The 19,617-nt window shown below is 59.2% G+C and carries 18 protein-coding genes; 10 read left to right on the top strand and 8 right to left on the bottom strand.

What is annotated here, in order from left to right; genetic code table 11:
• Nucleotides 1-17: 17 nt before the first annotated feature.
• The 4 genes from C8K58_RS23500 to C8K58_RS23485 all read right to left on the bottom strand — a co-directional run bounded on the left by C8K58_RS23500 (nt 18) and on the right by C8K58_RS23485 (nt 2,562).
• Nucleotides 18-650 (bottom strand): LysE family translocator, encoded by a 633-nt coding sequence (locus tag C8K58_RS23500; protein ID WP_108574441.1) that lies wholly within the window; start codon nt 648-650, stop codon nt 18-20.
• Between the two features lie 183 nt (nt 651-833).
• On the bottom strand, nt 834-1,142 hold the full coding sequence (locus C8K58_RS23495; protein WP_108574440.1) for a YciI family protein: 309 nt from the start codon (nt 1,140-1,142) through the stop codon (nt 834-836).
• A 27-nt stretch (nt 1,143-1,169) separates the two neighbouring features.
• Nucleotides 1,170-1,799 carry an FMN-dependent NADH-azoreductase gene (locus tag C8K58_RS23490; RefSeq protein ID WP_108574439.1) on the bottom strand — a complete coding sequence of 210 codons (630 nt, stop codon included), beginning with the start codon at nt 1,797-1,799 and terminating at the stop codon, nt 1,170-1,172.
• A gap of 58 nt (nt 1,800-1,857) precedes the next feature.
• Entirely contained in the window at nt 1,858-2,562 is a 705-nt protein-coding gene (locus tag C8K58_RS23485) for an alpha/beta fold hydrolase (protein ID WP_108574438.1), read from the bottom strand.
• A gap of 243 nt (nt 2,563-2,805) precedes the next feature.
• Here C8K58_RS23485 and C8K58_RS23480 point away from each other — a divergent pair, with 243 nt between their 5' ends.
• On the top strand, nt 2,806-3,846 hold the full coding sequence (locus C8K58_RS23480; protein ID WP_108574437.1) for a GlxA family transcriptional regulator: 1,041 nt from the start codon (nt 2,806-2,808) through the stop codon (nt 3,844-3,846).
• A gap of 106 nt (nt 3,847-3,952) precedes the next feature.
• On the opposite strand, the gene C8K58_RS23475 is transcribed toward C8K58_RS23480, so the two are convergent.
• Complete coding sequence (locus C8K58_RS23475) at nt 3,953-4,594, bottom strand: TetR/AcrR family transcriptional regulator (RefSeq protein ID WP_027605730.1); 642 nt, start codon at nt 4,592-4,594, stop codon at nt 3,953-3,955.
• A 107-nt stretch (nt 4,595-4,701) separates the two neighbouring features.
• Here C8K58_RS23475 and C8K58_RS23470 point away from each other — a divergent pair, with 107 nt between their 5' ends.
• From C8K58_RS23470 to C8K58_RS23455, 4 genes are all read left to right on the top strand, one after another.
• Nucleotides 4,702-5,595: an NAD(P)/FAD-dependent oxidoreductase gene (locus C8K58_RS23470; RefSeq protein ID WP_098479597.1), complete on the top strand. Its 894-nt coding sequence runs from the start codon at nt 4,702-4,704 to the stop codon at nt 5,593-5,595.
• Between the two features lie 104 nt (nt 5,596-5,699).
• Complete coding sequence (locus tag C8K58_RS23465; protein ID WP_098479596.1) at nt 5,700-6,563, top strand: class I SAM-dependent methyltransferase; 864 nt, start codon at nt 5,700-5,702, stop codon at nt 6,561-6,563.
• Nucleotides 6,564-6,703: 140 nt separating this feature from the next.
• Nucleotides 6,704-7,324, top strand: a complete 621-nt coding sequence (locus C8K58_RS23460; protein ID WP_027605733.1) for a TetR/AcrR family transcriptional regulator — start codon at nt 6,704-6,706, stop codon at nt 7,322-7,324.
• Between the two features lie 387 nt (nt 7,325-7,711).
• A complete protein-coding gene (locus C8K58_RS23455; RefSeq protein WP_108574491.1) occupies nt 7,712-8,983 on the top strand; it encodes an OmpP1/FadL family transporter in 1,272 nt (423 codons plus the stop codon).
• A gap of 71 nt (nt 8,984-9,054) precedes the next feature.
• Here C8K58_RS23455 and C8K58_RS23450 read toward each other — a convergent pair whose 3' ends face one another.
• Both C8K58_RS23450 and C8K58_RS23445 read right to left on the bottom strand, forming a co-directional pair.
• Entirely contained in the window at nt 9,055-9,840 is a 786-nt protein-coding gene (locus tag C8K58_RS23450; protein ID WP_098479996.1) for an SDR family oxidoreductase, read from the bottom strand.
• A 41-nt stretch (nt 9,841-9,881) separates the two neighbouring features.
• Complete coding sequence (locus C8K58_RS23445; protein ID WP_108574436.1) at nt 9,882-11,339, bottom strand: efflux transporter outer membrane subunit; 1,458 nt, start codon at nt 11,337-11,339, stop codon at nt 9,882-9,884.
• A gap of 300 nt (nt 11,340-11,639) precedes the next feature.
• Here C8K58_RS23445 and C8K58_RS23440 point away from each other — a divergent pair, with 300 nt between their 5' ends.
• The 5 genes from C8K58_RS23440 to C8K58_RS23420 all read left to right on the top strand — a co-directional run bounded on the left by C8K58_RS23440 (nt 11,640) and on the right by C8K58_RS23420 (nt 18,615).
• A complete protein-coding gene (locus C8K58_RS23440) occupies nt 11,640-12,749 on the top strand; it encodes an efflux RND transporter periplasmic adaptor subunit (protein ID WP_027605737.1) in 1,110 nt (369 codons plus the stop codon).
• A complete protein-coding gene (locus tag C8K58_RS23435) occupies nt 12,746-15,835 on the top strand; it encodes an efflux RND transporter permease subunit (protein WP_098479594.1) in 3,090 nt (1,029 codons plus the stop codon). Before C8K58_RS23440 ends, C8K58_RS23435 begins: the two co-directional genes overlap by 4 nt.
• Nucleotides 15,836-16,016: 181 nt before the next feature.
• Nucleotides 16,017-16,922 carry a transcriptional regulator GcvA gene (gene gcvA, locus C8K58_RS23430; RefSeq protein ID WP_065927676.1) on the top strand — a complete coding sequence of 302 codons (906 nt, stop codon included), beginning with the start codon at nt 16,017-16,019 and terminating at the stop codon, nt 16,920-16,922.
• Between the two features lie 74 nt (nt 16,923-16,996).
• On the top strand, nt 16,997-17,824 hold the full coding sequence (locus C8K58_RS23425; protein ID WP_108574435.1) for an EamA family transporter: 828 nt from the start codon (nt 16,997-16,999) through the stop codon (nt 17,822-17,824).
• A 29-nt stretch (nt 17,825-17,853) separates the two neighbouring features.
• The gene (locus C8K58_RS23420; RefSeq protein ID WP_065948722.1) at nt 17,854-18,615 is read left to right on the top strand and encodes an SDR family oxidoreductase; all 762 of its coding nucleotides are present in this window, start codon (nt 17,854-17,856) and stop codon (nt 18,613-18,615) included.
• 21 nt (nt 18,616-18,636) lie between these two features.
• Here C8K58_RS23420 and C8K58_RS23415 read toward each other — a convergent pair whose 3' ends face one another.
• Entirely contained in the window at nt 18,637-19,605 is a 969-nt protein-coding gene (locus tag C8K58_RS23415) for an AraC family transcriptional regulator (RefSeq protein WP_108574434.1), read from the bottom strand.
• Between the last annotated feature and the right edge of the window lie 12 nt (nt 19,606-19,617).

The raw sequence follows: 19,617 nt of genomic DNA, 5'->3' as shown, positions 1-19,617 counted from the left end.
ATCCTGGGCAAGACGGTTTAGAAGACGTTAGAGAGTACAAGAAAAACACCAATGGACAGCAGCAACGCCCCTGCGACTCGGTTGATCCACACACCAATGCGTGGACTACTACCTAACTTAAGGCCAATCTGTCGTCCACAGAGCGCAACGGGCAGCTCTACTAAAATCATGACCACTACCAGGACGACACCGAGATAAAGCATCGAAAGTGCTTTATGACTTGCGTGCTGTGGAATGAATTGCGGCATGAATGAGAGGGTGAACATCATCGCCTTCGGGTTGAGCAAGTTGGTCATTAACCCGCGTCGGTAGACGGGCCAGAAAGTTGCCCTGATTCCGCCCTGGACCTGTATCACCGATTGACCGGAGCGGAGCAGGCCCACACCCAGCCAGGAGAGGTATGCCGCGCCTGCTATTACCAACAGGCCATACAACAGTGGAGACGCGGCGATCAGGGCCGCCACACCCGCTATCGCCAGAAGCACATAACAAAACGCGCCACTCGCCACGCCAAGAATCGCAGCCATACCCCCGCGGGCACCATTACTGATCGAATTAGACAGGATGTAGATCATGTCCGCTCCGGGCGTGATCATTAGAATCGCCACTGACGTAGCAAATAGAACCAAGGTCGTGAAAGAAATATCCATGGGGAGTTCCAGATCAATCAGAGGTGAATGATGAGGAACGCTTCTACATAGCGTATAGAATCGGATTACTCATCGAATCGCGGTGGTGCAGGCAAGCCAAAGATTGCTGTGAAGAGTCGACAAAGTTGGTATTTCTGGACCCCTCGTCTAAAGCAGCCTGTTGTTTACAAACTCACCGGTCATTTATACAAACTGCGCATTCTCGGCCCAGCGTGCTGCGAAATCCGTCGAGCGAATTGCCGGGTCGCACTCAATTATGTCGAGGCTTACAAGCCTTTGGGCAACAAAAGGATCCTCGTCCATTATTTTCTGAATGTCTGACAACTGATGGGCGTGGGCAAGAATGAATCCGCCACTCTTATCCATGAGCGGGCCGGCGAAAAGCACATGTGCCGATCCGATGTATTTGATCAGCCAGCCCTTGTGCGCATCCAGGTGCTCCCGAATCTGTTCGGCAGAACTGGTGTAGGTCAACTTTATGGCGTAAAGCATCCGTTAATCTCCTGGCTTTAATGGTTATTAGTAGGCGGCTGACAAGTGTGCCACTGCCGAGGTAATGGCGTTTTTGGCCAGCGTTACGCCGTTATCGCGAACCTGCTCGCCTTTAGAGGCGCCTTCGGCACGAACGAATTCGATATGGTCAATTCCCAGAAAGCCAAAAAACGCTTTCAGGTAACTTTCCTGAAAGTCCATGTTCTGAAAAGGACCTTCAGCGTAAAAACCTCCGCGCGCCGATGCCACGATGACGCGCTTCCCGCCGCATAAGCCAACAGGGCCGCGTTCGGTATATTTGAACGTGCGCCCCACCTGCGCGACTCTGTCTAACCAAGCCTTCAACTGAGTCGAAACGCTGAAGTTGTACATTGGCGCACCGATTACGAGCACTTCGCTCGCGAGAAACTCGGTCACCAGCGTTTCCGAGAGTTGATGCTCCAATAAAATTTCTGCCGAAAAATCACTGTTTCCCATTTGTCGAAACCCTGCGGCAATTGAGCCACTCAGGTGTCTCACTTCTTGGTCGGCGAGGTCGCGGCGCTGCACGTGGGCACCAGGATTACTGGCTTGAATGTGCGCAACGATGGAGGCGGTAAGATCTCGGGTGATGGAAGCTTTGCCCATGATGCTGGAGTCAATATGGAGCACTTTCATTCTTGATTTCCTCGGGAGTGGAAAAGCGTTGTTATCAACGTTGTTTGTGGGCAGAGGCTCATCTTTCCGATTCGCTGGCAGCACGGTCGATGAATTTGGCTACTGCATCGGGCTGAGAAATCAATGACAGGTGGCTGGATCGAATAGACAAGGTCCTGGCGCCAATCTGGCGCGCAATGGTTTGCTGTACCGGGTAGGGAAGTGCCTGGTCATCGATTGTTTGCAAGTACCAACTTGGCTTGTCATGCCAGGCCGCATGCTTGACCTTTGCGGCGAAACAGACGGCGGCAATTGGCTGCTGCACTGATGACAGAAACCGTGCGTTTGACATCGCCAGGTCTGCGCCCATCACGTGATGAAATTGCGCTGGGTCATCCAGCCAAAGCAGCCCATCCGCATCCGGGCTGAGGCCCGTCATTGGCGCCTTCAACCGCGCCAAGAGATCCGCAGCAGACTCACCACTGTCGGGCACGAGCGCGGATAGATAGACCAGGCCTTTTACATTACTGGCGTTGCCAGCCTGTGTTATCACCGCGCCAGCCCACGAGTGTCCCACCAGCAGTACATCGCCCTTTTGCCTGCGCAGAACGCGCTCCGTGGCGATTACGTCATCACTCAATGACGTCAATGGATTCTGGACAGCGGTGACGTGATAGCCCATCGCAGTCAATCGCTCCATCACTGCATACCAACTCGAGCCATCTGCGAACGCACCATGTACCAGCACGATATTAGGCACGGGGTGTGCGGTTGTTGCCGCCATGGCGGAGCCTCCAGATATCAGCAGGAACGCTCCCACTGTGAAAGTGAGTCGACCTGACCACCTTAGAAACGCCCACAAACGTTCTTTTGCGCAGTGAACATTTAGGTGCAATAGCTTTTTCATGCAGGCCGTCTCTACAGTTTGTGCTGCAAGTCTAGGGAGACTCTGCTAAAACCGTGAGGGCTCGGATCGGCCATATTTCATGCAAAACTCGCCATCTTGATCTTTAAACAGGGAATTACCATGCGCATTGCCATCGTTGCTTTAGAGGGCAGCCTGATGTCTGCGATTACCGGGCTGGCTGATTTGTTCTGGATGACCAATCAGGCGTTGAGGTCTCCACCGGCGGGGTTGCCATCGGCCTTAAAGGCCCACGTCTGCGACGAGTTTGAGACGATCATAGTCAGTGCCGATGGCAACGCAGTGCGAGACCCGCAAGGGCGGGTGATCCCCGTTGATACAACATTTGAAAATGTCGGGCCTTGCGACGCTGTACTTGTTACCGGGATGGCACTCGGGGCTGATCGGCTGCCACCTGGCTCTGAATCCCTCACGCGAGCTGCACAGTGGATTAAAGCCAATCACCAACAGGGAGCACTGGTGGGTGCGGCGTGTGCCGGCACATTTGTGCTGGGCGAGGCAGGCCTGTTGAACCGTCGGCGCTGTACTACAACGTGGTGGCTCCACCATGTTTTCAAACAGCGATTTCCCAAGGCGCTGGTTGCATGGGGTTCCGCAGTAGAGTCCCAGGATCGCATCGTGACTACCGGCGGGCCTTTGTCGTGGATTGATTTGGCGCTTTATGTGATCCGGAGCCTGGCAGGCGCGGAGGTAGCGAAATTAACGGCTGATATTTCTGTGACCGATAGCTTGCCATTGCCCCAGTCCGTCTACGCGCCCCGAGGATTCATTAACAATGCCGATCCCCTGCTGCTGGAAACCGAGCAAATCATTCGACACGGAAATCCTGGCCTGACCGCTGCGGGGCTGGCCAAGGCGTTGAATGTGAGCGAGCGAACTTTACACAGACGCTTCAAGAACCTCACAAATGAATCGCCTAAAGAACTCATCACCCGCGTGAGAATAGAGACGGCCTGTGTACTGCTACAGGTACCAGGGGCCAGCGTTAAACAGGTAGCCCTTAATTGTGGCTACAACGAGGACACGTCATTTCGTCGTTCTTTTATACAACTGACGGGGATGACTCCCGCGGATTATAAGCGTTGGTCGAAAGGGCGCGCCTTGGTCGATATCGAAGCTGAGAGTTCTTCGGTGTTCAGCTAAGCCATGGGGCCATGCAGATGTTTGGCCTGCTGGCTCGAATAGATCAGGTGATAGCTGCCAAGGCCCGGGCAGCGGCTCAGGCCAAGCTGCCTGGAGCAACGAATGCTTAGCCGCCAGCGCGGTCGTTACCACCATGCGCGGCGATGAACAGGGTGACGGCCGATCGGCAATAGGATTCGATTTCATCCTCTGCTCTCGCCTCATCGAAGCGGGCGATCATCAGGAGATCGGAGCCTTTGAAAAGCGCGGCAAACAAGCGGGCGGACCCCAGAGGATCGGGCACGTTCAGCACCGCCTTCCCGTGCAACTGACGCAACAGGGCCTCGATCTGGGCGATGACATAGGCGGGGCCGGCTTCGTAATGGAGCTTGCTTAACGACGTTTGATTCGTCTTGTCGACCATGATCATGGCTTCGACACTGCGCACATCCGGGCTCAACAACGTGCGAAGCAGGAATGTTCCCACCGCCATGAGCTGATCTGCCGCCGAACCGTCGACGCCTTCAATAAGGGTCTGTGGTGCAAACTGATGGCAGTGGGCCGCGATGGCCGCGCTGTACAGCGCTTCCTTGTTCTCAAAGTGCCGATAGATGCTGAGCTTGGATATCTTCGCCCGCTGGGCGACCTTGTCCATTGTCGTCGCTTGAAAACCCAATTCCACAAAAAGTTCGCACGCGGCGTCGACTATCGTTTGGCCAAGCGCCTCGTTGGCGGGCCGGCCGCGCCGACCCTGGTTGTGTTCAGTCATAAATATTCCAGTACTTGACAGTATTCTAATTCTTGAATTAGGGTACTTCAAAGTATCTTAAGCATGCAAGCCGATCTCCCTTCATCCACAGCACAGAGCCCATCACCATGAATGACGTCATCATCATCGGCGGCAGCTTTGCCGGTCTTGCTGCAGCCCTGCAGCTCGGTCGTGCCCGGCGCACGGTCACCGTTCTCGATACCGGCCTGCCACGCAACCGCTTCGCCGGCCACTCCCATGGCCTGCTCGGCCACGATCACAAGCCACCGCTGGAGATCCTGGCCGAGGCGCGGCGGCAGCTGGCACGCTATCCCACGGTCAGGCTGGTCACTGCCCGTGCCGAGAGCATCTCCGGCGCCATCGACGATTTCTGCGTCCTCACTGGCGATGGCGAAAGCCTCAGGGCCCGCCGCCTGATCCTGAGCTATGGCGTCGTTGACCAGATGCCTGATGTTCCGGGCTATGCCGAAAACTGGGGCACCTCCATCGTGCCTTGCCCCTATTGCGACGGCTTTGAAGTCGCCGGCCAGCATTGGGGCCTCGTCTGGTCCGGCCCGCAATCGATGAATCAGGTCAGGCTGTTCCACGATTGGACCGACACGTTGACGGTCTTCACCAATGGGCATGACCTTCCACCCGACATCCAGGCCGATCTGGCGCGACGTGGCATCTCTGTCGTCAATGGCCGGATCACCGAAATCGACCATGCCGAGAACCATAATGCCACCGTCAGGCTCAACGCCGGCCCACCTGTCGCGGTCGACATTCTGTTTGCGCATCCGCGCAACAAGCCGTCTGCGCGCCTGCATGAGTCGCTGGGCCTCGCCACGGTGGATACGCCCCAGGGCATCGCCCTGAAGGTCGACGAGCGTCGCGAAACCAGCATGCCCGGCATCTATGCCGCCGGCGACCTGGCAAACCCCCTTATGGCCTCGGTCACCCTGGCAATATCGCACGGCGCGACGGCGGGTATCTCCGCCCAACAGTCGATGCTGGTTTGAGGACAATTCGGTTGTCGCAGGCTTCTGGAATCCCGGTCTCAGAAGGTCGCTGTTCCCGGCTTTTGCACGGCCTGGTTAAAAACGAATCAAAACGAGGAGATGTCATGACAGAGCAAAATGCCTATCAGGTTGCCGACTGGAATGGCCAAAGCGGAGAATACTGGGCCGCTAACCAGGCCCGGCTCGACGCCATGTTTGCGGTATTCGGCCAGGCCGCGATCGAAGCCGCCGCGCCAGCCACGGGCGAACGCGTGCTTGACATCGGTTGCGGCGCGGGCGCGTCGAGCCTGGCTCTGGCCGCCCGCGTCGGCGCGGGTGGTCATGTGCTGGGTGTGGACATATCCGAACCGCTGATCGGCCGCGCGCGTGCGCTGGCGCCACAGGATACGCCGGCCCGGTTCCGGGTAGCCGATGCCAGCAGCGCCGAGTTGCCCGAGGGCGCGTTTGACCTCCTGTTTTCGCGTTTCGGGGTGATGTTCTTCGACGATCCGACAGGGGCGTTCGCCCATATGCGACGCGCGCTCCGGCCGGGCGGGCGGGTCGCTTTCGTCTGCTGGCGTGGTGTGGCCGAGAATGATTGGGTGCGCCTGCCGATGGGCGTGCTCAAGGGCATCCTCCCGCTGACCGCCCGGCCCGATCCCGAAGCGCCCGGCCCATTCTCGTTTGGCGACCGGGAGCGCGTGGCACGCATCCTGACAGCGGCCGGCTTTACCGATATCACCAGCACACCCTTCGATGCTTCCATCCCGTTCGGCGAGGGCGTGACGCGGGACGCGGCGATCGACGACGCGGTGAAGATGGCATTCGAGGGGGGCCCGCTGGCGCTTGTGCTCGCTGATCAGCCCGACGCCATCCGAGCCCGCGCCTGGGCCGCGGTTAGCGCCGCCTTCGCGGGCCTAGCCGGCAAGCGGTCGGTGATGATCGACGGCGCGACGTGGATCGTCATGGCACGCAATCCGGCAAGCTGACAGGGATTGATAGGGGAGGTGTTTGGCCTTCCGCGTAGAGACATTGACCTGAAACCAACCCTGATCATTGCGAGGTTGTGACAAAAGTATAATTTGGTCACTCGTTGTCAAGCGCTTTTCGGATGCGTAAGCTAGCTCGCATGAACAAGACATCCATAGCTTCCCCCAGCATCCGTGGCCCAGCCGATCATGAGATCCGGAATCAGATCGTCGCGGCGGCCAATCAGCACTTCAGTCAATACGGCTATAGCAAAACCACGGTTTCCGACCTGGCGAAAGCGATCGGGTTTTCCAAGGCGTACATCTACAAGTTTTTTGATTCCAAGCAGGCGATTGGTGAGGCTATCTGTGGCAATTGCCTGGCGGAAATCATCGCGGCCGTAGAACAGGCCATCAATGTAGAGGACATTTCGCCGACCGAACGTTTTCGACGTTTGGTGAAAACGCTGATCGCTACCGGGGTGAATTTGTTCTTCAGCGATCGAAAGCTCTATGACATCGCCGCATTTGCAGCGTCTGAGAACTGGCCCTGCGCTCAGCAATATGACGTCTTGGTCAGGGGCTTCGTGTTGCAGATTGTGCGTGAAGGCCGAGAAATCGGCGAATTTGAACGCAAAACACCCTTGGACGAAACAGTCGATTCGATCCACCTTACGCTACGCCCTTTCGTCAATCCGTTGCTTTTGCAATACAACCTTGACTTCGTCGAGCTGGCTCCGGTCCTCACTTCCAATCTCATTCTGCGTAGCTTGATGCCGTGAGCCTGCGTTAATCATCTCTATCACTTTGCTCTGATATCAACGCTGAGATGATGGTGAACACCGACCCAGGTGGACACCATTTTCCGGGGCGCGGTATTAACTCGAATCCGGGGCCTGATCCCCATATTCAGGGCCTCGTATCAAACCTCACTAGGTAACTGAGTGGATTATCCGCGCAGCATTTGCCGCGTAGCCATGCATGTTCATTTGCCGGATTTGTGACTATTGACATGAATGGTCACATGAATAAGTATGCTGTACCTATCCTGGAGGAATCGCCGTGGCGCGCACGATCTTCGTAAATCTGCGCTGCGGCCCCTCCCGGTAGCCCGCGCTCAGCGTGACGCTCTCTACCGCTTTATCCCGATGATCTATCGAGTCCTAATAATGAAAAAAATACTGCGCAGGACCCCGCTTGGCCTTGCTGTTGCCCTATCGTCGACTCAACTGTTCGCGAGCGGTTTCGCTCTTAATGAACAAAGCATCAGTGGGATGGGCTCCGGATTTGCCGGCCGTTCTTCATCGGCAGAAGATGCGAGTACCGTCTTCGGTAATCCGGCCGGTATGTCTCGCTTGAAAAAAGAGCAGGCCAGCGTCGGGGCGGCAACGCTTTTCGCAAAGGCCCATATAAGCCAGACGCGCAGCACATTCGGGGGGCAGGAGGACGGTGACATGGTGCCGACCACCACAGTGCCCATGGGTTACTACGTCAAACCCATCGATGAGCACTGGGCGTTCGGTGTGGGTTTCTATGTGCCGTTTGGGCTAATGACCGATTATGGCAGTGGGTTCGCCGGCCGCTACTACGCCAACAAAAGTGAGGTCACGACCCTTACGTTTCAGCCCACCATCAGCTATGCGTTCAACGACAAGGTCTCGATCGGTTTCGGACCGACCATCAACCGTATCAGTGGTGAGCTTTCCGGGATGGTGCTCAATCCACTCAGCCCGGGCCGCAATGACGGAAAACTCAAAAGCACCGGTGATGACACGGCGCTTGGGTTTAACGCGGGTATTCTAGTGCAAGCGACAGATCGAACTCGGTTGGGTCTGACCTATCACTCCAAGGTCAGCTACCGGCTGGATGCCAAGACCAAGCTCACCGACGGCATCTTCAGTGTGCTGGGTGTAAGCGGTACGAGCTATGACGCGTCCTTGGATGTGGACACCCCGGAATCAGTCGATTTTTCCGTGACTCACCAACTCAACAGTGACTGGACGCTCTACCTGGGGAGTACGTGGACGCGCTGGAGTCGCTTCAAGGAATTGGTGTTCGAAAACAGTGGCTTGCCTGCGGCGTTGAGCGGAACGCTGAGTCGTATTACCGAGGAGCAGAACTGGCACGACACGTGGGCGCACGCTATCGGCACGGCGTATAAGCTGAACAATCAGTGGGTTCTTCGCGCCGGCTTCTCGGTTGACCAGTCCCCCGCCAACAACGTCAACCGTGGGCCGCGAATCCCTATCGGTGACCGGAAAGTCATCAGTGTCGGGGCAGGGTGGACGCCGGCGGAGAATGTCACGATCGATGTGGCGTATTCCTACCTCTGGGAGGAAAGCGTACAGGTCAATGACGTATCCGCCTCAAGAGGCGCCTACAGCTCGAAGTATAAAAATAGCGCAAGCGGTTTGGGCACTTCTGTCAGCTATCGATTCTGACTCACTGCGGGGCCTGAGAGCGGATACCTAGTGGATCAGGTATCCGTCGTCGGGGGCATTGCCTGGCCCGCTCAAACACCCATTACCCGTGACATCAGGCCCTGGTGAAGTCGACGGGGTGTGGCCCAGGTCAGGACCGCAATAGCCTTGTTGCCAAAGCCCGGCACGACGCTCATGCGGCCTGCGTGCAACGCTTGTATCCCTGCACGCACTACAGGCTCGGGTTGCATCATGACCCTCTTCAAGACCGGTGTTATCTTTTGTTTGGCACTTGCTGCAAACCCGGTATCCGACATGCCTGGACAAAGCGCTGTGACCACCACACCGTCTTGTTTGAGCTCACGATGCAGGGCGTCGGAGAATCTGAGTACGTAAGCCTTGGCGGCAGAGTAAACCGCAAAGTTCTTCACGCCCTGGTAGGACAGCAGGCTGGCCGTCATCAAGATATGCCCCTTGCGCCTGGCCCGCATATCCTCTGCAAACAGACGAGTGATGGCGGTCAGGCTGGCGACGTCCAGGTCGATCATCGCCAGGGAGCTTTCCAGGGGCTCATCCAGGAATGCTCCCTGCAAGCCGTAACCCGCATTGTTGATCAGGACATCGACCACCGTATTGCTGTCACGCAGGCGCCGATGCAGATCGATAATCACATTTATTGATGAAAGATCCGCTTGCTGCACCATCACGTCGACGTCGAAACGACTACGCAATTCGTCCGCGAGTGCTTCAAGCTCGTTCAGCCTGCGGGCTACCAGAATCAGCGATTTCCCTTTTGCGGCGTACTGTCGGGCAAATTCCTTGCCGAATCCGCTGGAGGCTCCAGTAATGAGCACCCGTGAATTTTCTCTCACTGTCATCTTGCATACCCCTTGTTTTTGAATCTCGAAAACCACCCGTGTCATCGGCTCGTCAGTCGGCTGTCCGAGGGCTGCCAGCCGCCGCCCAGCGCCTTGAACGCGGCGACTGCCGCGCGTGCCGATTCGGTTTGTGCCTGCGCCCGAGCGTCGGAAGCCTGAAGCAGGGTCTCGTCAGCGTGCAGGACGTCAATCAAGCTGGCCGTGCCTTTCTCATAAGCAGTGAACGACGATTGGCGCGCTTGCGTCAGAGACGTCTCGCCTCCAATGAGGGTGGTTGCTTGGGCGTCCCGATTCACCAGTGAGGAGAGCGCGTTCTCGACATCCTCGGTGGCGCGCAGCACAGACTGACGGTAAGCGGCCAGGGATTCGGCTTCCTGTCCCTTGGCTTGATCGATTTGGGCGTTGATGCGCCCGAAGTCGAAGAGTCGCCAGCGCAGTCCGAGTACGCCCGACGATTGACTGGCGCCGCCGGAAAAAAGATTGCCTGCCGATACAGCCGTCGCACTCCCCAGTAAGGCGCTCAGAGAGAACTTAGGGTAGTACTCGGCAATCGCCTCCCCGATGCGTGCGTTTGAGGCGGCAAGGCGGCGCTCGGCCACTATGAGGTCAGGCCTGCGGCGCAGTAAGTCGGCTGGCGTTCCCATGGCCTTTAACTGCGGCGCTGCCGGAATGCTTGCGACCATGGCAAGTTGCGTGCGATGAGTACCGGGTGGCGTGCCGAGCATGACATCGAGTGAATTCATGGCCGCTTCCAGACCGGTCTGCAGCACCGGTACGGTGGCTTGGACCTGTGCTAAAGCCCCCTCGGCCTGACGAACCTCATAGCTGGCGGCAAGCCCCTTGCTGTAGAGCAATTGGACTTTCTCCAGCAGCCCCTGCTGGGTTTTGACTTGTCGATTCGCGATGTCCAGCCGAGCCTGCAGTCCGCGGACAGTGATGTAGATATCCGCAGTCTGTGCGGCGATGGCCAATCGCGTGGCTGCGGCGCCAGCCTCGGACGCTTGGTACTCGGCCAGTGCAGCCTCGCGTCCGCGTCGCAGGCCGCCAAAGACATCCACTTCCCAGCTGGCATTGAGGTCGGCTTCGTAGGAACTGCCATAGCGATCATAGCCAGGGGTTGAGTTCAGCACCTGGCCGAGTGGCGTCTCGACTGATTGGTAGGCGCGGGCGGCCTGGCCGCTGATGTTTCCCGAGGGCAATAAAGCGGCATTGGCGGCGCCTAGTCCTGCCCGCGCCTGCGTGACTCGCGCCTGGGCCTGGGCCAGATCGAGGTTCTGCTCAAGCGCTTTGGCGACGAAGTCGGCGAGCAGTGGATCACCGAAGCCCTCCCACCAGATGACGAGGCTGGCAGGCGTCGCCCCTGGTCTCTGCTCGACAGAAGACTGGCCCAGGTAACGGTCCGGGAGCGGGGCGTCCGGACGGCGATAGTCCGGACCGACCGCACAACCTGTCATCAAGCTGGCGCTGATCAAAAAAGCAGCGGGGCGGAGGGAGTGCATTGAGATTCCTTGAATCGAACATTGTTGGTGACCATAGTACTGCATGGTCACTCTCTGTCAATTGAGGCCTCTGGGCTAAATTCAGATATGACTGGAAAATATCGTTCATCTCCGTCATGTGCTGCTTTGGAATATGCAGTCCTGCATCAACCCAGCCTTGTTGTAACGGGGTCATGAGCGATCGCGTAGTGGGGTGGTGCATCCTTCTGCGCCATTGGAGAGTTCGAATGTGACCGTTGACAATAATAGTCACTAGTCTGAATATGTGACCCCTGTTCTTTCTATTCAATAAGGGAACCTATGCTCCGGCTCCGACCCATCCCCATTGCAGCCTGCTTGTTGCCTCTCGTCCTGACGGCGTGTGGTGACTCATCCAACATTGACGATCCGCGCACGCAGGCTCCTCTGGTAAGGCCCGGAACGGTTGAGGGTTCCTCGGAGACGTCACGCTCATTCACGGGAGTGGTGGCGGCCCGCGTGCAGGGCGATCTCGGCTTTCGGGTCTCCGGCAAGATCCTCGAGCGGCTGGTCGATACCGGCCAGAGCGTTAAACGCGGTCAGCCGCTTATGCGCCTTGACCCTATCGACCTGGGGTTGCAGGCGCGAGCACAGCAAGAGTCGGTCACCGCCGCCAGGGCCCGCGCCAGGCAGACAGCCGATGACGAGGCGCGATATCGCGACCTCGTCGCCGCAGGGGCTGTTTCTGCATCGGCCTACGACCAGGTCAAGGCCGCAGCGGATAGCGCAAAGGCGCAGCTCAGCGCCGCACAAGCCCAGGCCGATGTCGCCCGCAATGCTTCCGGCTACGCGGTGTTATTTGCGGATTCCGACGGGGTCGTGGTGGAGACACTCGCAGAGCCCGGGCAAGTCGTCAGCCCGGGGCAGCCCGTGGTTCGACTGGCCCGCGCAGGCCAGCGCGAAGCCATCGTGCATCTGCCCGAGACGTTGCGTCCTGCAGCCGGATCCAGCGCGCAAGCGACGCTTTACGGCAGTACCGCAGGGGCTGTTACAGCGAAGCTCAGGCTGCTTTCTGACTCTGCCGACCCAGTGACGCGCACGTTTGAGGCGCGGTATGTGCTTGAGGGCGCGCTGGCCAATGCCCCGATAGGTTCGACGGTCACGTTGCGGATCGCAGAAGGCGCCGCGCACGGGCAGGCGCTGCAAGTCCCCATCGCGGCCCTTTATGACCCAGGCAATGGCACCGGTGTGTGGGTGATCGCAGGCTCGCCGGCAAAGGTGAGCTGGCGTCCTGTTCAGGTGCTGGGATTGAGCGACGATGCCGCACGCGTGGCAGGCGATCTCAAGGTCGGTGAGCAGATCGTCGCGCTAGGCGCCCATCTGCTGCGCGATGGAGAAGACGTGAGAGTGCCCCAGCAGGATGACGCCCATGTTGCCGGGAGTCATCCATGAGCGAAGGCCGCTTTAATATTTCTGCGATCGCCGTTCGTGAGCGATCCATTACGGTATTCCTGATCTTTCTGATCGCGGTTGCGGGCACCCTGGCGTTCTTCCAGCTGGGGCGTGCGGAGGATCCACCGTTTACGGTCAAGCAGTTGACGGTCATTACTGCCTGGCCGGGGGCTACTGCGCAGGAAATGCAGGACCAGGTCGCAGAGCCACTTGAAAAACGCCTGCAGGAATTGAAATGGTACGACCGCTCGGAAACCTATACGCGGCCTGGTCTTGCTTTCACCATGGTGTCGTTGTTGGACCGCACGCCACCCTCACAGGTGCAGGAAGAGTTTTATCAGGCACGCAAAAAGCTCGACGACGAAGCCACCAAGCTACCGGCGGGGGTAATCGGGCCCTTGGTCAACGACGAGTATTCGGACGTGACGTTTGCGCTGTTCGCCCTCAAAGCCAAAGGCGAGCCGCAGCGGCTGCTGGTGCGTGATGCTGAGTCGTTGCGCCAGCAACTGTTGCATGTGCCGGGCGTGAAGAAGGTCAACATCATCGGTGAGCAAGCCGAGCGAATATTTGTTTCGTTCTCCCATGATCGGTTGGCCACCCTGGGCATTGCGCCTCAGGACATCTTTGCCGCGCTGAATAATCAAAACGTGCTCACGCCCGCCGGTTCGATTGAAACAAATGGGCCGCAGGTCTTCCTCCGCCTGGACGGCGCCTTCGATAAGCTGGAGAAGATTCGTGACACGCCGATTGTGGTTCAGGGGCGCACGCTCAAGCTCTCCGACGTGGCCACTGTCGAACGTGGCTATGAAGACCCGGCAACCTTTCTGGTGCGCAGTAACGGAGAAGAGGCCCTGCTGCTGGGGGTCATCATGCGCGAAGGCTGGAACGGCCTGGACCTGGGCAAGGCGCTGGACGCCGAGACGACCAGGATCAATGAAGGCATGCCACTGGGCATGACGCTGACCAAGGTGACCGATCAAGCCGTCAACATCGACTCGGCCGTTGGCGAGTTCATGGTCAAGTTTTTTGTCGCGCTGCTCGTGGTGATGCTTGTTTGCTTCCTCAGCATGGGCTGGCGTGTGGGCGTCGTGGTCGCAGCTGCCGTGCCATTGACACTGGCGATCGTGTTTGTGGTGATGGCGGCCACCGGAAAGAACTTTGACCGTATTACCCTCGGTTCATTGATCCTGGCGCTCGGGTTGCTGGTAGATGACGCCATCATCGCGATCGAAATGATGGTCGTGAAAATGGAGGAGGGCTACGACCGCATCAAAGCCTCCGCGTATGCCTGGAGTCATACGGCCGCGCCGATGCTCTCTGGCACACTGGTAACGGCGGTTGGCTTCATGCCCAACGGTTTCGCCCAGTCCACTGCCGGCGAGTACACCAGCAACATGTTCTGGATCGTGGGTATTGCTCTGATCGCTTCCTGGGTTGTCGCAGTGGCTTTCACCCCTTACCTGGGCGTGAAGTTGCTGCCAGACATCAAGCAGGTAGAGGGTGGGCATGCGGCTATCTACAATACCCCGCGCTACAACCGCTTCCGCCGGGTCCTGACCCGGGTCATCGAACTCAAGTGGCTGGTGGCTGGCACGGTTATCACGCTGTTTGTCGTGGCCGTCCTGGGCATGGGCCTGGTGAAGAAGCAGTTCTTCCCGACGTCAGACCGTCCCGAGGTGATGGTCGAGGTGCAGATGCCCTACGGAACCTCCATCGAGCAGACCAGTGCCACTGCGAAAAAGGTCGAGGCCTGGCTGCAAAAGCAGGAAGAGGCAAAAATCGTCACGGCCTATATCGGGCAGGGCGCGCCGCGTTTCTTCCTGGCGATGGCGCCAGAACTGCCGGATCCCTCGTTCGCCAAGATCGTGGTGCTGACGTCCAGCCAGGAGGCACGGGAAACCCTCAAGCTGCGTTTTCGCGAGGCGGTCGCTGCCGGGCTCGCCCCAGAGGCCCGTGTCAGGGCGACTCAAATTGTGTTTGGGCCGTATTCACCCTATCCCGTCGCCTACAGGGTAATGGGGCCTGACCCGACGAAGCTGCGCGAGATTGCGGGCCGTGTACAAGCGGTCATGCACGCGAGTCCGTTGATGAGGACGGTCAACAGCGACTGGGGCCCTCTGGCGCCGACCCTGCATTTCAGCCTGGATCAGGATCGCTTGCAGGCGGTTGGACTGACCTCCAGCGCCGTCGCCCAGCAGTTGCAGTTCCTGCTGGCGGGCGTGCCGATCACGTCGGTTCGTGAAGACATTCGTTCAGTGCAGGTGGTTGGGCGCGCCGCAGGCGATATACGTCTGGACCCTGCGCGGATTGAAGGGTTTACATTGGTGGGCGCCGCGGGTCAGCGGATCCCTCTGTCCCAGGTCGGAGAGGTGGATGTGCGCATGGAGGATCCGATCCTCAGGCGCCGTGACCGTACACCGACGATCACCGTGCGTGGCGATATTGACGAAGGCCTTCAACCACCTGATGTATCGGGTGTGATCATCAAGCAACTGCAGCCGATTATCGACACGCTCCCCGCCGGCTATCGGATCGAGCAAGCGGGTGCAATCGAGGAGTCGGGCAAGGCAGGCCAGGCGATAGTGCCGCTGGTTCCGATCATGATTGCGCTGACGCTGCTGATCATCATCGTCCAGGTGCGTTCGATCTCGGCCATGATCATGGTGTTTTTCACCGCGCCGCTGGGACTTATTGGCGTGGTGCCGACGCTGCTGATATTTCATCAACCGTTTGGTATCAACGCCCTGGTTGGGCTGATCGCGCTGTCGGGCATCCTGATGCGCAACACGCTGATTCTGATCGGGCAGATCCATCACAACGCCCAGGAAGGCCTGGATCCCTTTCACGCCGTCATCGAAGCCACGGTACAGAGGGCTCGCCCGGTACTGCTGACGGCGATGGCGGCCATCCTGGCATTCATCCCGCTGACCCATTCTGTTTTTTGGGGCACGCTGGCCTACACACTGATCGGCGGTACTTTGGTCGGCACCATCATGACGTTGGTGTTCCTGCCGGCGATGTACGCCATCTGGTTCAAAATCCGCCCAGGCAACGCGAGCAAGGCTCAAGCGGCGCAACCTACCTGAGCAAGGGGTGTTCGAGGGGAGGGCGCCGGCGTCCTCTCGTCGGTCAATTCGCCAAAGCTGCTGCTTCTGTAGGCGCGGACTGAACAAGGACGAGGATTCAAATGGGTACAGTGAGGTAATCTGCTGCATGAGCTAACGTTCATGCATGCGCTTTTCCCATAACTCGCTGGATCCTGCCCCGATGAGAGACCTGCCGCCTACCGCGACCTTGCGCGCCTTTGAAGTTGCCACCCGCCACCCGACGTTTACTGCAGCCGCACAGGAACTGCATGTGACTCAAAGCGCGGTCAGCCACCAGCTCAAGCACCTTGAGGCGCTTTGGGGGCTGCCGCTGTTTGAACGTGGCAAGGCGTTACGCCTCACGGCGGCGGGGGCTGCGCTGGCGCCCATCGTGCGGGAGTTTTTCATCAGCCTGGAGGCGACTTTGGGTGACCTGCGCGAGCAAAAGGGCCGGGTTCGGCTCAGCGTCAGCACCACCTATTCCTTCGCGCTCAAATGGCTGCTGCCACGCTTGCCGCGCCTGTCTCGCCAGCATCCCGAGCTGCTGGTCTCGCTGGACACCACGGATAAAATCATCCACTTCTCTCACGGCCAGGCTGATGTTGCGATCAGGCTCGGCAAGGGCAATTACCCAGGCCTGTATTCGGAGTTCCTGTTTGGGGAGCAGGTATTTCCCGTGGCCAGTCCCGAACTGCTGCGGCGCGTTGGCACGCCGCAAAGCCCGGCAGACTTGTTGCATTTCCCGCTCCTGACTCGGGATGGCGCCGAGTTGGTGCCAAAGTGGGAGGTGTGGTTTCAAGCCGTCGGGTTGGCCTATTTGCCGCTCCAGGAAAGCGTCAGGTTTGGCGATACCAACATGACGGTCGAGGCGGCTTTGCTCGGCCAGGGCGTTGCATTGGTGCGCAGCGGGCATGTCGAGAACGAAATCAGCGATGGCCGTTTGGTGCGGCTGTTCGACGTACCGCTTCCATCGCCGCTTGCTTACTACTTCGTCTGCCCCAAGGGCATCGAATCCCAGCCGCACATCGCCAGCTTTCGCCAATGGCTGGTCAGCGAGGCACTGAAGGTCCAACGACCGGATGAGTGAGTCATGAGTCTTCGCTCATGCTGTGCTGAGGAGACTTCGCTTTAGCCCCGGTGCGGGATTGCCTACAGTGGGGCATGCCTACTCATCTCATCCTCCTCGTGCTTTTCGCCGCGCTCCTGCATGCCGGCTGGAATGCGCTGCTGCGTAGCGGCGCCGACCGGCTGTGGTCCATGACGGTGATGTGCATTGCCATCGCCATCGCCAGTGTCGTCGCCGCAGCGTTCATGGTTCCCCCTGCAACTGAAAGCTGGGGCTACGCGGTGCTGTCGGGGTTGCTGCATGTGGGCTACAACCTGTTTCTGGTGCGCAGTTACCGCGTCGGCGACCTGGGGCAGATCTATCCGATTTCACGGGGATCGTCGCCGGTGCTGATCACCTTGGGGGCCGCCGTGTTTGCCGGGGAAAGCATCACGCCTGGCGAGTTGCTCGGTATTGCGTTGGTGTCCGGCGGGATTATTTCGCTGGCCTTCAGAGGGCGCAGTCTGTCGGTTCCCAGCCTGCCCTATGCGCTGGGAACGGGCGGCTTTATTGCGGCCTACAGCGTGGTCGACGGCATCGGCGCCAGGCTCTCCGGTGCGCCGCTTGCCTACACGGTGTGGATGTGCGCGCTGTGGGGCGTGCTGATGCCGGTGGTCTACATCGGCCTGCGCGACACCCGCAGCTTGTTCCGCGTCCGGCCTGGAACAGTGACCGCGTTGGTCGGCGGGCTGGTCTCTTTGCTCGCCTATGGAATGATCATTTACGCCATGAACGAAGCGCCACTGGGCGCGGTATCCGCATTGCGCGAAACCAGCGTGCTGTTTGCGGCGTTGATCGGCTATGTGTTTCTCGGCGAAACGCTCACCCCCCGCCGAATACTGGCATGCGTAGTGATCGCCAGCGGCACCCTCATCATCGGCTGATACAGCCAACGGCTCAGGAGCAATGTCTAATGGTCAACGTCTCGCAGGCACCGCTGATTCTAATCACGGGTGGAAGTCGTGGAGTGGGGGCGGCAACCGCCCGGCTGGCCGCCGAAAGAGGTTATGACGTCGCGATCAGCTACGTTGCCAACCAGTCCGCAGCGCTGGCGGTGGTGGCGGATGTAGAAGCATTGGGGCGCCGGGCGTTGGCGATGCGAGCCGACAGTGCGGACCCGCAACAGGTGGCCGATATGTTCGCGGCCATCGACCGCACCTTCGGTCGTATCGACGTACTGGTCAATAACGCCGGGATGCTCGCACCTCAGTCACGCCTGGAGGCCCTCGGCTTCGAGCGGATGCAGCGCATCTTTGCGGTCAATGCCATCGGGCCAATACTCTGTGCCCAGCAGGCGGTGAAGCGCATGTCTTACCGCTACAACGGCCCGGGCGGGGTGGTGATCAATGTCTCTTCGGCGTCGGCACGCCTTGGCAGCCCCAATGAGTACGTCGACTATGCGGCGTCAAAGGGCGCGCTGGAGACGTTCACCATCGGGTTTGCCAAGGAGGTGGCCCGGGAAGGCATACGCGTTAACTGTATTCGCCCCGGACATATCTATACCGACATGCATGCCAGTGGCGGTGAGCCGGGGCGGGTGGATCGTGTCAAGGATTCGATCCCCATGGGGCGGGGTGGTCAGCCGGAGGAAGTGGCGCGCGCGATTCTATGGCTGGCGAGCGCGGAGGCATCCTTCGTTACCGGTACATTCCTCGACGTAACGGGGGGTAAATGAGTCAGAGGCACAGATCATCGACTAGCTGCGTTCGGCTTGCCTCACCTTGCGACTCAAACCCGGTGTCTGGCCCGTAATGCGCTTGAATGCACGACTGAAAGCGGCCTGGGAGGTATAGCCCAGACGTTGCGCCACCTCTTCAATCGGCAGCCTTTCGAGCGTCAGCCACTGGCTTGCCAGCCGCATTCGCAGTTCGGTGACATAGCGCAGCGGGGTCATGCCAATCGTCACTTGAAAGCGGTCCGCGAAGACCGAGCGCGAGGTATTGCAGTGCTCGGCCAGCTGCGCAACAGTCCAGTCGCGGCCCGGTTGTTGATGGAGCGCCAGCAGTGCACCGGCCAAGCGCGGATCGCGCAAGGCGGCGACCAGGCCAGAGGCATTCCCGCAGGCGCACTCCACCCACCCGCGAACGACCATGGCGGCCACCACGTCGGCCAACCGCGCGAGGATACCGGCGAAGCCGATACGCGCGGCGCCGACCTCGCGCTCCATGGTGGTCAGGATCGGCACCAGTCCGGGGTAACGCTGGCCGCCGGCATCAATCAGCATCAGTCCCGGCATCAGCCGACCAAGACCATGGATGCTGCCCAGTTCGAACTCCATGCAACCACTGAACAAAATAGTGCTCGGCGTGGGGCTGGCATCGATTCCGGTATTCACCGCGCTAACGGTGTCACCCAAGGGCGCGCCGTCCAGACGCTCGATGTCTTCAACAGGCACGTCCGAATGGGACGACAGTTGATGGGCTGCGCCATGGGAGATGAACACAGCGTTGCCGGCAGACAGCGCGTAGGTGCTGCCGTCCTCCATTCGCAGTAACGCATTGCCGACGGCCATGAAGTGGAACCAGGCGTGCCCAGGTTTTTCCGCGAAGCCCAAACCGAAGGTCGGACCCGCCTGGATACGCCGGTATTCGACGCCACGCAGGCGCATGCCGCGCAACAGCTCGTTGATGAGATCCGAGGAGAGAGCAAACTGATCTGCAGGCATCGTTCAGGTGTT

Origin of the sequence: Pseudomonas sp. GV047, from assembly GCF_003058245.1 — a bacterium.
Classification (GTDB): Bacteria; Pseudomonadota; Gammaproteobacteria; order Pseudomonadales; family Pseudomonadaceae; genus Aquipseudomonas; species Aquipseudomonas marginalis.
The sequence above is the reverse complement of the archived record's forward strand: the minus strand, read 5'-3'. Positions and strand labels throughout refer to the sequence as shown.

Excerpts from the sequence above, each read along its gene's own strand:
- C8K58_RS23420 (WP_065948722.1), top strand. The coding sequence starts at position 17,854 with ATGGTCAACGTCTCGCAGGCACCGCTGATTCTAATCACGGGTGGAAGT.
- C8K58_RS23495 (WP_108574440.1), bottom strand. The coding sequence starts at position 1,142 with ATGCTTTACGCCATAAAGTTGACCTACACCAGTTCTGCCGAACAGATT.
- C8K58_RS23440 (WP_027605737.1), top strand. The coding sequence starts at position 11,640 with ATGCTCCGGCTCCGACCCATCCCCATTGCAGCCTGCTTGTTGCCTCTC.
- C8K58_RS23465 (WP_098479596.1), top strand. The coding sequence starts at position 5,700 with ATGACAGAGCAAAATGCCTATCAGGTTGCCGACTGGAATGGCCAAAGC.
- C8K58_RS23445 (WP_108574436.1), bottom strand. The coding sequence starts at position 11,339 with ATGCACTCCCTCCGCCCCGCTGCTTTTTTGATCAGCGCCAGCTTGATG.
- C8K58_RS23450 (WP_098479996.1), bottom strand. The coding sequence starts at position 9,840 with ATGACAGTGAGAGAAAATTCACGGGTGCTCATTACTGGAGCCTCCAGC.
- C8K58_RS23470 (WP_098479597.1), top strand. The coding sequence starts at position 4,702 with ATGAATGACGTCATCATCATCGGCGGCAGCTTTGCCGGTCTTGCTGCA.
- C8K58_RS23455 (WP_108574491.1), top strand. The coding sequence starts at position 7,712 with ATGAAAAAAATACTGCGCAGGACCCCGCTTGGCCTTGCTGTTGCCCTA.
- gcvA (WP_065927676.1), top strand. The coding sequence starts at position 16,017 with ATGAGAGACCTGCCGCCTACCGCGACCTTGCGCGCCTTTGAAGTTGCC.
- C8K58_RS23415 (WP_108574434.1), bottom strand. The coding sequence starts at position 19,605 with ATGCCTGCAGATCAGTTTGCTCTCTCCTCGGATCTCATCAACGAGCTG.
- C8K58_RS23490 (WP_108574439.1), bottom strand. The coding sequence starts at position 1,799 with ATGAAAGTGCTCCATATTGACTCCAGCATCATGGGCAAAGCTTCCATC.
- C8K58_RS23480 (WP_108574437.1), top strand. The coding sequence starts at position 2,806 with ATGCGCATTGCCATCGTTGCTTTAGAGGGCAGCCTGATGTCTGCGATT.
- C8K58_RS23435 (WP_098479594.1), top strand. The coding sequence starts at position 12,746 with ATGAGCGAAGGCCGCTTTAATATTTCTGCGATCGCCGTTCGTGAGCGA.
- C8K58_RS23460 (WP_027605733.1), top strand. The coding sequence starts at position 6,704 with ATGAACAAGACATCCATAGCTTCCCCCAGCATCCGTGGCCCAGCCGAT.
- C8K58_RS23425 (WP_108574435.1), top strand. The coding sequence starts at position 16,997 with ATGCCTACTCATCTCATCCTCCTCGTGCTTTTCGCCGCGCTCCTGCAT.
- C8K58_RS23500 (WP_108574441.1), bottom strand. The coding sequence starts at position 650 with ATGGATATTTCTTTCACGACCTTGGTTCTATTTGCTACGTCAGTGGCG.
- C8K58_RS23485 (WP_108574438.1), bottom strand. The coding sequence starts at position 2,562 with ATGGCGGCAACAACCGCACACCCCGTGCCTAATATCGTGCTGGTACAT.
- C8K58_RS23475 (WP_027605730.1), bottom strand. The coding sequence starts at position 4,594 with ATGACTGAACACAACCAGGGTCGGCGCGGCCGGCCCGCCAACGAGGCG.